The organism is Pseudomonas sp. B22(2017), from assembly GCF_002113105.1.
Lineage (GTDB): Bacteria > Pseudomonadota > Gammaproteobacteria > Pseudomonadales > Pseudomonadaceae > Aquipseudomonas > Aquipseudomonas asiatica.
This window is the reverse complement of the sequence record NZ_NEJN01000003.1, coordinates 591,871-606,462: the sequence shown is the minus strand read 5'-3', so window position 1 is coordinate 606,462 and position 14,592 is coordinate 591,871. Positions and strand designations below refer to the sequence as shown.

The following is a 14,592-nucleotide window of genomic DNA, read 5'->3' as shown; positions in this document are numbered from 1 at the left end:
TTCGAATCCTACACGACCCACCATGAAAAAAAGGGCATCTCGCATGAGATGCCCTTTTTTTGCCTGCTCCGCACAGCAACAAAACCCCTTGTAGGAGCAGCCTTGTGCTGCGAAGAGGCCATTGTTGCCAAAGAAAATCTTCTGTCGTACCGGCCTCTTCGCAGCACAAGGCTGCTCCTACAGGGCAGTGTCGTGCCTGTAGGAGCAAGTGCCTGTCAGTGCAGTTTCAGGCGCGGCTCGGTACCCCGGCCAATCTTGCTACCCAGCATCATCAACGCCGTACGGAAGAACCCGTACAACGCCATCTGGTGCATCCGGTACAGCGACACGTAGAACATCCGCGCCAGCCAGCCCTCCAGCTTCACGCTGCCCATCAGGTTACCCATCAGGTTGCCCACCGCCGAGAAGCGCGACAGCGACACCAGCGAGCCGTAGTCCTTGTACTCATAGGTCGGCAGCGCCTTGTTCTCCAGCCGCGCCTTCAAACTCTGCGCCAGCATCGAAGCCTGCTGGTGCGCCGCCTGGGCACGTGGCGGCACGTTGCGGTCGCTACCCGGTTGCGGGCAGGCGGCGCAGTCACCGAAGGCAAAGATGTTGTCATCGCGCGTGGTTTGCAGGGTAGGGCGCACCACCAGCTGGTTGATGCGGTTGGTTTCCAGGCCATCGATGTCCTTGAGGAACGCCGGCGCACGGATACCAGCCGCCCACACTTTCAAACTGGCCTGGATCACTTCACCGTCTTTGGTTTTCAGGCCATCCTCGGTCACTTCACTGACCGCAGCGTTGGTCATCACCTTCACCCCGAGCTTTTCCAGAGTCTTGTGCACCGGCACGCTGATGCGCTCTGGCAGCGCCGGCAATACGCGCGGGCCGGCCTCGATAATGGTGATGTGCATGTCCTTGGGCTGGATGCGGTCCAGGCCATAGGCCGCCAGTTCGTGGGCCGCGTGATGCAGCTCGGCTGCCAGTTCCACACCGGTGGCACCGGCGCCGACGATGGCCACGCTGATCTTCTCGCTCGCCACGTCACCGGCATGGGCACGCAGATAGTGGTTGAGCAACTGCTGGTGGAAACGCTCGGCCTGCTTGCGGGTGTCGAGGAACAGGCAGTGCTGCGCCGCGCCCAAGGTGCCGAAGTCGTTGGTGTTGGAACCCACGGCAATGACCAGGGTGTCGTAGCCCAGGGTGCGCGCAGGCAGCAGCTCGCGGCCCTCTTCGTCGAGGGTGGCGGCCAGTTGAATCTGTTTGCCTTCACGGTCCAGGCCGCTCATGCGCCCCAGCTGGAAGTTGAAGTGGTTCCACTTGGCCTGGGCCACGTAGTTCAGTTCGTCTTCCGAGGAGTTCAGCGAGCCGGCGGCCACTTCGTGCAGCAGAGGCTTCCAGATGTGCGTGAGGTTGGCGTCGACCAGGGTAATCTCGGCCTGCTTGCGCTTGCCCAGGCTTTTACCCAGGCGGGTCGCCAGTTCCAGGCCGCCGGCGCCGCCGCCGACAATCACGATGCGATGAGTCATGGGGATATCTCATAAGGTTTACGGAATTCGTGGCCCCGGGGGCCGACCGCAAACTGCACGAGGGGAGGGCGAGCGCGAAGCAGCTCATAGCACCAGTCCACTGAGCAGGCGGCTGATGAGACCCAACCCGATGGTCACGGCCACCACCAGCACAAGGAGCAGCCACGGCCGGAAGGGCCTGCGCTCGACTTGGTGCTGGGGGGCTCGCAGATACTCATCGACACGACGCTGATCTTCCGGATTCAGGCGGCTGGTCATGGTGGGGCCTCGTCAGGTAGACGTTTGGGACTGCGTAAACGCTACAGCGTTCACGCAAGCGCTTGAAACAAATGATAAGGCTTTCTATCTCTGGCGCCGAGTGTACGCCATCGCAAACACTCGCTGCAGTGGATCAAAGACTGATGCCCACGTCGAACACAATGCTGCGGCCCAGGTTGCCGCGCAGGAAGTCCGGCGCATCGGGGTGGGCGAACAGCACCCGGGCAAATGTCGGCCCGACCAGTGACAGCGAGCGCCAGCCCTGGCGCAGATATTCGGTGGGCGGCGGGAAATGGGTGTTGAGGTCGAGCACTTCGCGCTTGAGGCTGGCGAAGGCAATGATATCCAGCTCGTTCAGTTCCAGCCCGCGTTCCCGGTAGTTGTGCGCCTTCTTGCGCAAGGTCGGCGCCAGCCGCCCCAGCAGCTCGGTGGCACTGATGCGCCGCGGGCGCGCTTCGCGGCGCACCAGTTGCGCCAAGGAAAACGCACTGCGCCGGCGCTGCAGTTCTTCGCGCCATTCATCGTTGAGCCGGCGGCCCTCGTCGAGCACGAAAAACACCTCGAACGCCGCGTCGCGGAACAGCACGTCTGGCGGTTCTTGCCCGGCCGGGGTGAAGTCCTCGCTGCGATAGGGGATGTTCAGCCCCTGCAACAGGCGTTGGCACACCCAACGCTCCCGCTCCCACTTGCGGGCGTTGGAGAGAAAGGCATTGGCTTGTTCCGCCTGGATGGTAAGCAGGCGCAGGTAGTCTGAGTCATCCATGCAGACAAGCTTAGCTGTTAATCGATGACGATAAGATGCTGTTTGTGCGCAGAAATCAGCCCAGTATTGGCCATTGCTGCACCACCCCAAGCAGGTGCACCAGGCCAAACCCCAGGCAGATCAGCGAACTGACCACGATGAAACGCCGCGAGCGCCCGGTACCCGCCAGCAATATCGGCCCCAGCAGGCCGCGCGCCAGGTACACCAAGGTGATCAGGCAGATGGCCGGCAGCAGCAAGGGCAACCGCCCGATGGCCCCGGCAGCTGACAGCGCATACCCCGACCAGGCCAGCAGCACGCAGGCGATGGCTGCGGTGATCAGCCCTGGGTACCAGCGGCCGTTTTCGGCGGCCACGGCCATGCGCTCGCCGGCCCCGAACAAACGGTACCAGCGCGGCCCGACGGCGATGATGACCAGGTGAAGTACGCCGATGATGGCGTTGAGCGCTGCTGCCAGCAGCAGGGCGAGGTTGATTCCTTCCGGCATGAGCAATGCTTCCTGCATCGAGTGAGGGTGCCAGCCTAGCGCAACCGAATGAAACGGAGAATGGGTGTAGACTCGGCTTTATCCACATGGCTGCAAGGGGCATTCGTCAGGTGATCAGCGCGCAGGTGTTGTCGGGCACCACCCTTACGCTTGGCTGGCTGGGATATGTGCCGTTGCTGATCTGGGCGGTCAGCCAGGTGCGCTGGGTTGAGCTGTTCACTGACCGGCGCCGCCAGCATCTGCTGTTTGGCACGGTGTTCTGCCTGTTTGCCTTGTGGTTGGTGCGGCGCGATTTCGATACCGGTGTGTCGTACCACTTCATAGGCATGACGGCGGTCACGCTGTTGCTGGACTGGCCACTGGCGGTGCTTGGCGGGTTCATGGCCCAGCTCGGTTTGCTGGTGCTGGGGCGTCAGGACCTGGCGGCGCTGGGGGTGAATGGCTTGTTGCTGGTTGGCCTGCCGGTGCTGATCGCCGAGGCGTGCGCGATAGGGGTCGAGCGCGCCCAGCCGCGGAACCTGTTTGTGTATATCTTCTGTTCAGGGTTCTTCCCGGCGGCACTGACCGTGCTGGCCTGCCTGTCGACCGCGCTGGGGCTGTTGTGGCTGGACGGGCGCTTCGCCATGCCGGAGTGGCTCAGCGATTTTGTCGGCTACCTGTGGCTGATGATGTTCCCCGAAGCGTTCATCAACGGCACGGTAATCAGTGCGCTGGTGGTGTTTTGCCCGGAGTGGCTGGAAACCTTCAACCGCACGCGGTATCTGCAGGCGCCGTGGAAGGAGGATGAGCGGTGATTTTGTGGCGGCTGTACTGGCCCTTTCGCGGGTAAACCCGCTCCCACAGGTATTGCACCAGCCTTGAAAGCCGTGAGGTCTCTGTAGGAGCGGGTTCACCCGCGAAAGGGCCCTGAAGGACACCTTGCTATCGGATCAATGCCGCGGCTCCAAATCCCCCGAGTACAGCTCATCCTCGGACTCTTCCGCCCCCGGAATCTTGTGCTCCTCCGCCGCCCAGGCCCCCAGGTCGATCAGCTTGCAACGGTCCGAACAGAATGGCCGGAACGGGCTTTTCTCGTTCCATTCCACAGGTGCGCCACAGGTCGGGCAATCGACGGTCAATGGCTGGCTCATGGCTGGCCTCCTCGTAAAGTCAGGTAAAAGTGGTGCAGGCGGTCAATCTGCTCATGCAGCGCGGCCAGGTCGCCGTCATTGACCACCACATCATCGGCATGGCGCAGGCGCTCCTCGCGGGCCAGCTGGGCCTTGAGAATGGCCTGCACCTGCTCGGCACTGGTGTTGTCACGCGCCAGGGTACGCGCCACCTGCAGCTCCTGCGGCGCATCGATCACCAGCACCCGTTGGGTCTTCTGGTGCTGGCCCGACTCGATCAGCAGCGGCGACACATACACCGCATACGGCGACTCCGCCTTGGCCAGGTAGCTGAAAATCTCCTGCCCGATCAGCGGGTGCAGCAATTGCTCCAGCCATTTGCGCTGCGCCGGGTCGGCGAATATCAGCTGGCGCAGTGCCGAACGATCGAGTTGGCCGTCCGCCTGCAGTACGCCGGCGCCAAAGCGCTCGACGATGCTGGCCAGGGCCGGGCGGCCAGGCTCGACCACCCAACGCGCCGCCTGGTCGGCATCGACCAGGTGCACGCCAAGCTCGACGAAACGCTCGGCAGCGGCGCTCTTGCCGCTACCAATGCCGCCGGTAAGGCCGAGAATCCAGGGGGTAAAGGCCGCAGTGGTCATCAGAATCCAAGCAGGTTTGTGTATGAGGCGTATATTTCATCACCCCAGAGCACGGCAATCCACCCCGCAATCGCCAGATAGGGGCCAAACGGGATCGCCGTACCCATGGCATGCCGGCGCAGACGCAGCAGGCACAGCCCAGCCAGCGCCCCAACCACTGACGACAACAGCAGGGTCAACGGCAACACCTGCCAGCCACCCCAGGCCCCGATCAGCGCCATCAGCTTGAAGTCGCCATAGCCCATGCCTTCCTTGCCAGTGACCAGCTTGAACAGCCAATACACCGTCCAAAGGCTGAGGTACCCGGCCACCGCGCCCCACAACGCACTGGTCAGCGGGACGTAGAGGCCAAAGGCGTTGACGATCAGCCCCAGCCACAGCATCGGCAGCACCAGCGCATCCGGCAGCAACTGGTGCTCGGCATCGATCAGGCTCAGGGCCAGCAGGCACCAAGTCAGCGGCAGAGCCAGCAAGGCCTCGGGCGAAGCACCAAAGTGCCAGGCCACCACCAGCGACAGCAGCGCGCTGGCTAACTCCACCAATGGGTAGCGCGGGCTGATGCGGGTTTTGCAGGTTGAACAACGCCCGCGCAAGGCCAGGTAGCTGATGACCGGAATGTTCTCCCACGCGCGAATCCGATGCGCACAATGCGGGCAGCGCGAGGCGGGTAGCCACAGGTCGAAACGCTCGTGCGGCGTGATCGGCAACTCCAGCATTTCCTGCGCCTCACGCTGCCATTGCCGCTCCAGCATGATCGGCAGGCGGTACACCAGCACATTGAGAAAACTGCCCACCAGCAGGCCGAGCACCGTGGCCAGGGTGAGAAAGTACGCTGGCTGCTCAGCCAGCAAAGTCCATAAAGTCATGTTCAGATCAAGCTACCCAACTGGAAGATCGGCAGGTACATCGCCACCACCAGGCCGCCCACCAGCAGGCCCAGGACCAGCACGATGGCCGGCTCCAGCAGGCTGGTCAACTGGTCCAGCGCCTGGCTGACCTGTTCCTCGTAATGGCTGGCGGCTTTTTCCAGCATCTGGTCCAGCGTGCCGCTGGATTCCCCGATGGCCGTCAGTTGCACCAACAGCGGCGGAAACAGCGGCTCAGCGGCCATCGCCTGATGCAGCCCCTGCCCATTGGCCATGCCCTGGCGCAGCCGCAACACCGCCTGTTCATGCAGGTCGCCACCACTGACCCTGGCCACCGTGCCCAGCGCATCCAGTAACGGCACCCCGGCGGAGTAGGACGTTGCCAAGCTGCGCGCAAAGCGCGCCAGCGCCGCCTGCCCCAGCAGCGTGCCGAACACCGGCAAGCCCAGCACCCGGCGAGATATCCACAGGCGCGCTGGCGCGTGTTGCCGGTAGAGCTGGCGCATGGCAAAACCCAGCACCACGCCCATCACCAGCAACAACGGCGCAAACCGGCTCAGCCCTGTGGACAAGTCGATCACCCATTGGGTAAATGCCGGCAACGCCACGCCCATGCCAGAGAACATGCCCTCGAATTTCGGAATCACCTCCAGCAACAGGATCGCCGACACCCCCAGCCCCGTCAGCAACAGCAGCAACGGGTAGATCATCGCCTTGCGCACCTTCTTGTGCAGCACCCGACGTTGCTCCAGCATGCCCGCCAACTGTTCCAGCTGCCGGTCGAGCGTGCCGGACTGCTCACCCACCCGTACCAGGTTGCAGTACAGCGCATCGAACCACCCCGGGTGGCGCTGCAACGCATCTGCCAGCCCCAGGCCCGAGGCCACATCCTGTTTCAATCTATCCAGCAATGCCGCCTGCGCCGCATCACAGCCACTGCGCCCCATCACCTCGAACGCCTGCAGCAGCGGCACCCCGGCCTTGAGCAAGGTCGCCAGCTGCCGGCTGAACCCCGCCGGGTCGGCCTTTGCCTGCCGTTTCGGCAAACTGAACGTCAGCCCACCGGCAGGCCGCAAACTGGCGACCTTGATGCCCTGGCGGATAAGCCCGGCACGCACATAGGCCGGGCTGCGCCCGGACGTTTGCCCGCTGACCGGCGCGCCGTTGGCGTCGGTGCCGTGCCAGGTGTAGAGGAGTGTGGATTGGGTCATGCAAAGGTCCTTTTTCTGCCCGTGCGACAAGCCTGGAAACAGCTTGCCGCGCCCATGCAAGGGCGTGCGTCCGAGATGCTCACTAGAGTAGTTCAGCGAAGACGACGCCCGAGCGGGCAGGGGTGACAAAAGGTGTCTGTTCAGGCCTACTGCGCCGCTGCCAGCCGGGGTCGAGCCTGACCTCAATGAGTACGCGTATCAAAAAGGAAAACGTTCATGAAAGGGCAACGCGGTATCACCCTGATCGAACTGATGATCGTCGTCGCGATCATCGGCATTCTGGCGACCATCGCCTTACCGATGTACACCAACCACCAGTCACGCTCCAAGGCCGCGGCCGGGTTGCTGGAGATCAGCGCGCTGAAGACGGCGATGGACCTGCGGTTGAATGATGGGAAGGATGTTGCGGATGTGGCCGGGCTGGGTGGCCAGCCGGCGACGGCGCACTGTGCGATCACGGCTAGCGGCAAGGCGGCGGATGGCACTGGGAGCATCGTTTGCACGCTGGTGGATGCGCCGGCTACTGTGCTCGGCAAGGCACTGACCCTGACGCGTTCGGCTACCGGGTGGGCGTGTACGACCAACATCGAGGAAGACCTTGCGCCGAAGGGGTGCAAGGCGCCTTGAGGGTGGGGCAATAAACTAGCGGAAACAGGGGTTTGCGCAACGGGTGCGAGCAGTGGTACGTTGCGCTACACGCCGGTGTAGCTCAGTCGGTAGAGCAGCGCACTCGTAACGCGAAGGTCGCAGGTTCGATTCCTGTCTCCGGCACCAGAATCAGTCGGCCTATGGCGATTTCTCGCTACCAGGCACCAACAGAAGCCCGCCTTGTGCGGGCTTTTTTGTTCCTGCTTATTTCCCTACGGATCTGCGTATTTTTTGACTTTATGGTTCGCAGTTTTCCACTTAGGGTTGCACGTCTTTTTAGATAATGGTTAGCTGGCGATCAGGTTTTGGCCCGTGTTTACGGAGTGAAAGCCGAAATTTTTCTAGATAATGATTTATTCGTTTAGAGATAATTTTGAGATGCCCCAGTTTTCTCACCACGACCTGCAGCTACTGAACCCATCCTTCGACTCGCCGCTGGTTGACGTTCTGGCCGAGCTCGAGTTTCTGCGCAGGTTGAGGCTAGAAGGGGACACTCCACCTCAGGTGTTCTTTCAGCTGAAGGCGCTGTTCCACACCTTGGAGAGCTTGGGGTCTGCTCGAATCGAGGGCAACCACACCACGCTGGCCGACTACATCGACAGCAAGGTCGAAGGGAAAGCCCAGAGCACCGACCAGTTGATGGAAATTGCCAACATCGAGAAGGCGATGGATTACATCGAAGAGGTGATCGAGCCCGGTGCAGACCTGACAGAGCATACGATTCGAGAACTGCACGCCATGACCGTACTTGGGTTACAGCGTGAAGGCGATAAAACGCCAGGCGCCTACCGGGAAGGGGCGGTCAGGATCGCCCAGGCGGAGCATCTGCCTCCGGAAGGTGTGCTGGTGCCGCAGTACATGCAGGAGTTGGTCAGTTTCATCAATCGCGACGATTCCCCTAAATATGCGCTGATGAAGGTCGCCCTGGCGCACCACCGTTTCGGCTGGATTCACCCATTCGGCAATGGCAATGGACGGGTGGTGAGGCTGCTTACCTACGCAATGTTGATGAAGTACGGCTTCAACGTGAACACGGGTGGTCGGGTGCTCAACCCCACGGCCGTGTTCTGCAATGACCGGGACAAGTACTACACCATGCTGGGGCTTGCCGATACTGGCACCACAGCAGGGCTGGAGGCATGGTGTACCTATGTGCTGCAGGGCATCCGCGACGAGCTGGAGAAGGTGGACAAGCTCACCGACTATGGCTACCTCACGAAGTGCATTCTGTTGCCGGCGGTGAGCTTTGCACGCAGCCGAGAGTGGATTACCGAGACCGAGGAACAGATCCTGATCAGTGTCATAAAGATGAAGGTCGTGAAGTCGAGTGACATTGCACAGGCTCTCCCCACGCTCACGGCTAACCAACGGACTTATCAGATCAAGAACCTGGTAGAGCAAGGCATGCTTCTGCCAATCAACCCAGGTTCGAGGCAATACACCATTGGCTTTTCCAACAATTACCTGGTGCGTGGGGTCATCAAGGCGCTGAGGGAGCAGGGGTTCATTTCAGAGCCACTCGACAGGCCGTGAATAATTGCACGATCGGCACTAATTCAGCTTGAAGTCGCCTCCTTTCGTGAGTATTCAGGTCAGAATATAAGCACGATGCTCGAAAGTTCCTGCCTTTTGTAGGAGCGGCCTTGTGTCGCGAAAGGGCCGCAAGGCGGCCCCGGCAATTCCTGCGCCACCGCTGAACTGTGCCCTGCAACACAGTTCCCTCTCCCCACGAGTTCCTTTCAGAAACTCCGGCGCAGCTTTTCAAAGCATGCCCAGCCGGGCAGTCAGATAGATATTGCTACCCGGAACATTACATCGTGCCTGTGTGAGCAACTGTCTTGCTCAATTTCTAAAAGCTAGCGCGATCCCTGTGGGAGATTGCCCAGCCCTTTGGGCTGCGCTGTCGCACAGGGAACAATGTTCGAAAGCGTGTCACCTTCCCTTGTGGGAGCGGGCGTGCCCGCGAAGCAGACGACGCGGTGTATGGCACCGGCTTCGCCGGTGTTCGCGGCGGTTCGACGCCTCGACACGCCTGCTCCCACAGAGCCTGCTAAATCAATGACTTATGTGTTGTTCTATGAGAGCGGGCAAGCCCGCGAAGGGCTGCAAAGCAGCCCCAATCAAGCCGGCAAACGTTAACTGACCGGCATTAGGGCTTGCCCGCAAACCGGGCGAAGCCCGTGCCATGCACCGAGATACTGACCCGCCGTAGGCGCGTAGAAAGAACAGTGCTAATGCAATTTTCGCCAGCAATCCTGTGGTACAAGCCCTGAAAGTCACGGCAATGAGTTTTGGCGGTTCTCCCCAAGCTGATAGTTCGCATGTTCACTACCCATGTAATGGACGCCTATTCCAGTACACCGCTTTCGTGCGCCAGACGCTCCCTCTCTACTTCGCGGACCTGCAGCAACCTATCCGCTTGGCCGAATCCTGCGCCAACCTGTGCCCGTCTCTTTCTTCTGGAAAGAGACGGGCACTTCTACCACTGCTGCAGCCCTGATCGCACATGGCTTTGCGGCGATCCCCCTCGTGACAATCGGCGTGACAAACGCCGATGTCACCAGCAACAGCGCTGTAGATGATGGTGCCGCAGACCAAGGAATGGACTGCACCTGACTGACAGTCAGGCATGCCCCGGTCATCGCATTGCTGCTTGCACATGGCTCAGGATCTTCAGGCGCTAGTCTCGTCAGCCAGTGCTGCCTCCACCCGCGCACCGGTAACGGTGTTCAGGAGGCCAGATCATGAGATGCCCGTGCTCCCGGTCGTAAGGAGCCGCTAGTCCCGCGTAGAGGACATCCCCACAGGTCGCAGGGGCCTTGATCCCTGATAACACTCAGCATTCTTGGCGGGATGACGTGGGCGAGGACTGGAGAGTAAGAGATGAGGTGACCGACATGGCATTGGTGGCTAGACGCGACGGTCGTAATTTCGGCTACGGCAGGCAATTGAGCTACGCAGGATCGCAGGCGCTAAAAGACATGTTCTGCGGTGGCCACTACGGCACGGTCAAGGCGCACAGTGATCGGTGGCAAGCATTCGTGAAGTGGTGCCGCTCCGAAAAAGGGCCAGGTATCAATGATGCGCGGCGGATTGATCGGAAAGTGTTGGCCGACTACGCGGCATATCTGCGCGACGTGGTTGGGCGCGGTGACCTCGCGGTAAGCACCGCACAAAATCGGCTGTCCAGCGTTAACAGGACCATGGCAGCGCTTCGCGGTGATCAGTGCGTGAAGTTACCAAGTCCGAGCAAGGCGTTGGGTATGCAGCGCACCGGGAGTCGCCAGTCGGTGCCGCAGGGCCAAGATCGCGAACAGGTTAAGCAGATCGTCGATGCGCTTTGCCGCCATGATCAGCTACGGGTCGCCGCCATCGCTCTGTTGGCGCGAGCCACCGGTATGCGCTTGCGTGAGGCCATCTTGGCTGACCTGCCACGGCTTAGTCGTGAGGCTCACGACCTAGGCAGGATCAACATTCAGGATGGCACTAAAGGCGGCCGTGCCGGCGCCTCGGCGCCACGTTGGATTGAGGTGGACGACCATGTTCGAGGTGCGCTTAGGTTTGCACGGCAGGTGTCACCTGAGGGTAGCCGCAACCTGATTGCACCAAACGAACGTTACCTGGAGGTTCTACAGGAATTCGTCCGACCTGCGCGGGACATCCTCCATGCACACAACCTCAAAGGCTTCCATGAGCTGCGAGCGGCCTACGCGTGTGAGCGTTATGAACGAATTACCCAACACCGCGCCCCTATCAACGGTGGCCAAGTAGACAAGAACCTCGACCGTCAGGCCCGAAAGCAAATCAGCTATGAGCTGGGGCATGGTCGAATCGACGTGGTCGCTGCCTACATTGGAAGGCTCGCATGAGTAAACCATTCGATTTGGAGCTGTTCTTGGCTGGCGTATTGACCGGATCCTACGTGACACGCCAACGTCATTTGCGGCAGGCGAGAATCATTCAGACTGAAATCGCCAAGCGTTGGCATCGAGAGACGCCTTGGCTTTGGCAGCGAAAACATGTGACTTGGTTTCTCGAACATCGCCTGAATCGACGCAGCAATGCGACGCGGTATTACTATTTACTGACAGCGCGGCTGCTAGCTCGTCGTTTAGAAAGGCCATGGGTCTTCAAGTGCAAAGCGAAGATCTGAGTTTGAAAGTCAGGTCCGACCGCATTCTACTCAGGCTGTGTGAAACCCCAAACAGCTCTTAAAAAAGCGCGAGATTACGCGAAATCAGTAAAAGTTTGGCTGTTCAACTAACCCAGGATTCGCGTAGAAGTGCAAATTTCTGGTTGTTTTCTAACTAGTCGAATCGCGTCGAAGGTTTTTACAGCGCCTGGCCCGTTGCTGTCTTTGAAAAAGATCGGTTAACGGCCAGCAGAGGACACTCCAGAGTGTCCATGGAGCTAGGGTCAATTCGCGCGTTCCTGCTTTCAGCTTTCTTCTTTCTGAATAAAGTCTAAATCTTCGTCGTAGAAGCGGCGAAGGTCTACCCATACCTCTATAAGAAGCAATGCCGAGCCGCTTGCAATGAATGTTGACATAGTCATCAGAAATGGAGTGGCGTTCCCACCAAACCATACCATGGCGGCAAGTAGTACTAGTACAGATACTCCGACGAGCGCCACTCCTTTGGCTAAAGTATCTATAAAAAGTCGAGAAATAATTTGGCGGATTGAAATTAACCCAATCCTATTTAATAGAGTTTCTACGTAGCTGAAATATGTCACTGTTGTTTCAGTAAACAAGCGCCGCTCTGCGTCTTCGGAGTTATACCCATCCGCCACTACTTTTAGATAAGAGTCGAAAAGTTCATCTCGGTTTGTGATTGGCAGGTCGTTAGGTTCAAATCGATCAAGCTCAAATGCAAGATCTAAGCATATGGAGCGTTCATCCGAATCAGGCTGATCAACTAGCCATCGCTGACTTTCCAGAAGCCGCACCTTCATTAGGTCATAAGCGACAAGCCGTTCGCCTTTCAATTGCTGCGTGACAAAAAGAATCCAAGATATTGAAAGCGAGCAAAACAGGGCAACCAGCGTTGCGATGGTGCCGAGGGCTGTGATAAATGTTGACCGATCAAGCGAAGATATAGTTGACCCTGTCCAAGCTGTGTAGCTAACTGCCAGCCAGGTCATCCCGCTCAATAGGAAGCAAATTAAGAGTTGAACCCAGATTCGACTCATTTTGATAATAAAGCGAATTAACAAAGTCATAATTCCTTATGTTTTGAGTCTTGACGATTCAGCTGATAATTTTCTAGAGGCAACTATAGGATGCTTGGGCTATTAAGTTAATTCATAATGCCTTGCACTGGTTTGTAGCCCAGTCATCCATCGAGTATATGCTGTCGGGCTGATATAGTTTAGTCGGTAAAGCCGTGGTAGAAACCAACAGAGACGACAGCATCAACGAAGCGTTTGGCAGTTGCTCGATCCATGATGACTAGCTTACCATCTACCGCAATATAAATGCTGTCTTCTCTATAAAAAGAAGAGCGGCCTATTTCCAGCTCCATAGTGGTCTTTTCACCCTGATCCTTCACGATTTCTTCAAAATAAACTGTTGTTGCCAAGGTTGTCTCCTTAATTTGCGCAGGGCTGTCAATGACAGTCAGTCCAAATAATTATTGTTAAATTTGATTAGGTCGATTTCCTAAGCTTTTTCCCATAGTGCATTAATGCCGGTGGAAGTATCTTTTCTTTTAATTAGCCCTTGCGTCCGCAGTTTTGTGAGTATTCCAGTCGCCTGTTCAGATTTCTCAAGCCCAAGCAAGTCTCTTACTTGCATATTGTTTATCGTTCCAAATCGATCGATGAAAGTCTGCACAACCTCATCCGGTGCTAAGCTAGGGGTATGATACAGAGACACCACAACATAATTTTCATGCTCTGAGATCACGGGCAGCTTAAGCCCGCGCTCTGCCATTTTCTCAAAGGCGGTGTTCATCCCCTCTCCCATATCCTGATTCGGTGCGTTGCGATATTTTGCGAGCAAACGAACTAATTTAGAATTTCTCGAGAATCTGTTTTCAAGAATATTATCCTTGGTAACAAAACCAGGAAATCGCCCAGGACTTTTAAATTGTATCCTGTTGTTAAATACACTGACCAAGACATTGTCTGAGATTAAGTAATCGCGATGGATTACTGCATTCACTAGGATTTCCCAAATAGTCTCTTTCGGGTAGGAAATCGGCCGATATCCCTCCAGCGTCCAAGCAGAATTTTCCGAGAGAGTTTCGGTAATTTTCTCATAAGCTTTGTTGATTAGATCGTAAAGAGAGCCTTCAATTACCTGGTTGGATACAAGAGTGTCTCTGGTTTCTTCTTCTTTCGTATCATATTTTGCTAAGCGTATCGAGCAGTGCCGCGGTAGGGACTGGGCAGGGCACTCTGAAAAAAGCAGTACAGCCGATACTTTTGGGATAAATGTCTCGCGGTCGATTAGGTTTTCTTGAAGCAAAAAATCAAGCGGATCTTTATTCTTTATAGGTAATTGGTCTAAGTAGCCACCCAAGGCTTCGCCATACACTATCTCGTCGGTATCAGCGTCCGGGGCATTAAGATCCTCTGCGGACTGATGCCCTTTAGCATGCGAAAGCTCCATAATTTGTGTAGGAGATTTCAGCCTCTGGCTGCTAGCACCCCGCCGGATAAAAACCTCCTCTCCGGCTGTATAATGTACAGTCAGTCCTTTATTTACAGTTATCTTCAGTACATATGTGGCAGACATTGATGGCCGCTTAAGGAACTCGTGGCGAAAATCAATAGCAGGCCGGACCTCCGACAAGGCTTGCAGCGCTCCGTTGAAATCTTCTATCCTATCCCGGCCGACCCAACGTTTGATAGGGTCTTCCTCATCGCCGTCGTCCTTAATGCCAATTAGGAATTCGCCTCCATCTGCGTTTGCGAATGCCACAGCGATTTTTTGAATTTTATCGCCTTTTACGCCAAATGCCTTTCTGTCAAAAAAATCGTCTTCTGGCGCAGAGCAGTAATAAAGGACCTCTTCTTCATTAAGTTCCAAGACGCGGGGGTTAATTCGGACACTCACTTCAACGCTCCATTATTGTGATCTCGCACGAAATGCTA

General features: G+C 57.7%; 16 protein-coding genes and 1 tRNA gene. 6 read left to right on the top strand and 11 right to left on the bottom strand.

From position 1 onward, the window contains the following. Nucleotides 1–215 precede the first annotated feature (215 nt). The 4 genes from CAG18_RS10425 to CAG18_RS10410 form a co-directional block, all read right to left on the bottom strand. Nucleotides 216–1,511, bottom strand: a complete 1,296-nt coding sequence (locus CAG18_RS10425) for an NAD(P)/FAD-dependent oxidoreductase (protein WP_003260618.1) — start codon at nt 1,509–1,511, stop codon at nt 216–218. Nucleotides 1,512–1,595: 84 nt separating this feature from the next. Beyond that, complete coding sequence (locus CAG18_RS10420; RefSeq protein ID WP_013970765.1) at nt 1,596–1,769, bottom strand: DUF3094 family protein; 174 nt, start codon at nt 1,767–1,769, stop codon at nt 1,596–1,598. Nucleotides 1,770–1,902: 133 nt separating this feature from the next. Next, entirely contained in the window at nt 1,903–2,532 is a 630-nt protein-coding gene (locus tag CAG18_RS10415) for a DUF1780 domain-containing protein (protein WP_013970766.1), read from the bottom strand. A 55-nt stretch (nt 2,533–2,587) separates the two neighbouring features. Then, nucleotides 2,588–3,019: a hypothetical protein gene (locus CAG18_RS10410; RefSeq protein WP_015268860.1), complete on the bottom strand. Its 432-nt coding sequence runs from the start codon at nt 3,017–3,019 to the stop codon at nt 2,588–2,590. 86 nt (nt 3,020–3,105) lie between these two features. Here CAG18_RS10410 and CAG18_RS10405 point away from each other — a divergent pair, with 86 nt between their 5' ends. Continuing rightward, on the top strand, nt 3,106–3,813 hold the full coding sequence (locus tag CAG18_RS10405; protein ID WP_085720852.1) for an energy-coupling factor ABC transporter permease: 708 nt from the start codon (nt 3,106–3,108) through the stop codon (nt 3,811–3,813). Between the two features lie 135 nt (nt 3,814–3,948). On the opposite strand, the gene yacG is transcribed toward CAG18_RS10405, so the two are convergent. Genes yacG through CAG18_RS10385 form a run of 4 tightly spaced genes read right to left on the bottom strand, consistent with a single transcriptional unit; the run spans nt 3,949 to nt 6,846 of the window. Next, nucleotides 3,949–4,149, bottom strand: a complete 201-nt coding sequence (gene yacG / locus CAG18_RS10400; RefSeq protein WP_003260624.1) for a DNA gyrase inhibitor YacG — start codon at nt 4,147–4,149, stop codon at nt 3,949–3,951. Continuing rightward, entirely contained in the window at nt 4,146–4,769 is a 624-nt protein-coding gene (gene coaE, locus CAG18_RS10395; protein ID WP_023660627.1) for a dephospho-CoA kinase, read from the bottom strand. The genes yacG and coaE overlap by 4 nt, the downstream gene beginning before the upstream one ends. After that, nucleotides 4,769–5,635: an A24 family peptidase gene (locus tag CAG18_RS10390; RefSeq protein WP_085720851.1), complete on the bottom strand. Its 867-nt coding sequence runs from the start codon at nt 5,633–5,635 to the stop codon at nt 4,769–4,771. Before CAG18_RS10390 ends, coaE begins: the two co-directional genes overlap by 1 nt. 2 nt (nt 5,636–5,637) lie before the next feature. Then, a complete protein-coding gene (locus CAG18_RS10385) occupies nt 5,638–6,846 on the bottom strand; it encodes a type II secretion system F family protein (RefSeq protein ID WP_013970771.1) in 1,209 nt (402 codons plus the stop codon). A 216-nt stretch (nt 6,847–7,062) separates the two neighbouring features. Here CAG18_RS10385 and CAG18_RS10380 point away from each other — a divergent pair, with 216 nt between their 5' ends. From CAG18_RS10380 to CAG18_RS10355, 5 genes are all read left to right on the top strand, one after another. After that, nucleotides 7,063–7,473 carry a pilin gene (locus tag CAG18_RS10380; protein WP_085665705.1) on the top strand — a complete coding sequence of 137 codons (411 nt, stop codon included), beginning with the start codon at nt 7,063–7,065 and terminating at the stop codon, nt 7,471–7,473. Between the two features lie 71 nt (nt 7,474–7,544). Continuing rightward, nucleotides 7,545–7,620 (top strand) — tRNA-Thr (locus tag CAG18_RS10375). A 252-nt stretch (nt 7,621–7,872) separates the two neighbouring features. Then, nucleotides 7,873–9,027, top strand: coding sequence for a Fic family protein (locus CAG18_RS10370; protein WP_085720857.1), 1,155 nt, complete (start codon nt 7,873–7,875; stop codon nt 9,025–9,027). 1,364 nt (nt 9,028–10,391) lie between these two features. Continuing rightward, nucleotides 10,392–11,363: an integrase domain-containing protein gene (locus CAG18_RS10360; protein WP_085720850.1), complete on the top strand. Its 972-nt coding sequence runs from the start codon at nt 10,392–10,394 to the stop codon at nt 11,361–11,363. Beyond that, a complete protein-coding gene (locus tag CAG18_RS10355; RefSeq protein WP_085720849.1) occupies nt 11,360–11,647 on the top strand; it encodes a hypothetical protein in 288 nt (95 codons plus the stop codon). Before CAG18_RS10360 ends, CAG18_RS10355 begins: the two co-directional genes overlap by 4 nt. Before the next feature lie 284 nt (nt 11,648–11,931). Here CAG18_RS10355 and CAG18_RS10350 read toward each other — a convergent pair whose 3' ends face one another. From CAG18_RS10350 to CAG18_RS10340, 3 genes are all read right to left on the bottom strand, one after another. Next, nucleotides 11,932–12,714: a hypothetical protein gene (locus CAG18_RS10350; RefSeq protein ID WP_085720848.1), complete on the bottom strand. Its 783-nt coding sequence runs from the start codon at nt 12,712–12,714 to the stop codon at nt 11,932–11,934. Between the two features lie 149 nt (nt 12,715–12,863). Next, nucleotides 12,864–13,073, bottom strand: a complete 210-nt coding sequence (locus tag CAG18_RS10345) for a hypothetical protein (RefSeq protein WP_070383416.1) — start codon at nt 13,071–13,073, stop codon at nt 12,864–12,866. A gap of 80 nt (nt 13,074–13,153) precedes the next feature. Then, on the bottom strand, nt 13,154–14,554 hold the full coding sequence (locus CAG18_RS10340; protein WP_256573346.1) for an RNA-binding domain-containing protein: 1,401 nt from the start codon (nt 14,552–14,554) through the stop codon (nt 13,154–13,156). Between the last annotated feature and the right edge of the window lie 38 nt (nt 14,555–14,592).

Bases quoted from the DNA above. Each gene is read 5' to 3' on its own strand.
- CAG18_RS10425 (WP_003260618.1), bottom strand. From the start codon at position 1,511: ATGACTCATCGCATCGTGATTGTCGGCGGCGGCGCCGGCGGCCTGGAA.
- CAG18_RS10420 (WP_013970765.1), bottom strand. From the start codon at position 1,769: ATGACCAGCCGCCTGAATCCGGAAGATCAGCGTCGTGTCGATGAGTAT.
- CAG18_RS10415 (WP_013970766.1), bottom strand. From the start codon at position 2,532: ATGGATGACTCAGACTACCTGCGCCTGCTTACCATCCAGGCGGAACAA.
- CAG18_RS10410 (WP_015268860.1), bottom strand. From the start codon at position 3,019: ATGCCGGAAGGAATCAACCTCGCCCTGCTGCTGGCAGCAGCGCTCAAC.
- CAG18_RS10405 (WP_085720852.1), top strand. From the start codon at position 3,106: ATGGCTGCAAGGGGCATTCGTCAGGTGATCAGCGCGCAGGTGTTGTCG.
- yacG (WP_003260624.1), bottom strand. From the start codon at position 4,149: ATGAGCCAGCCATTGACCGTCGATTGCCCGACCTGTGGCGCACCTGTG.
- coaE (WP_023660627.1), bottom strand. From the start codon at position 4,769: ATGACCACTGCGGCCTTTACCCCCTGGATTCTCGGCCTTACCGGCGGC.
- CAG18_RS10390 (WP_085720851.1), bottom strand. From the start codon at position 5,635: ATGACTTTATGGACTTTGCTGGCTGAGCAGCCAGCGTACTTTCTCACC.
- CAG18_RS10385 (WP_013970771.1), bottom strand. From the start codon at position 6,846: ATGACCCAATCCACACTCCTCTACACCTGGCACGGCACCGACGCCAAC.
- CAG18_RS10380 (WP_085665705.1), top strand. From the start codon at position 7,063: ATGAAAGGGCAACGCGGTATCACCCTGATCGAACTGATGATCGTCGTC.
- CAG18_RS10370 (WP_085720857.1), top strand. From the start codon at position 7,873: ATGCCCCAGTTTTCTCACCACGACCTGCAGCTACTGAACCCATCCTTC.
- CAG18_RS10360 (WP_085720850.1), top strand. From the start codon at position 10,392: ATGGCATTGGTGGCTAGACGCGACGGTCGTAATTTCGGCTACGGCAGG.
- CAG18_RS10355 (WP_085720849.1), top strand. From the start codon at position 11,360: ATGAGTAAACCATTCGATTTGGAGCTGTTCTTGGCTGGCGTATTGACC.
- CAG18_RS10350 (WP_085720848.1), bottom strand. From the start codon at position 12,714: ATGACTTTGTTAATTCGCTTTATTATCAAAATGAGTCGAATCTGGGTT.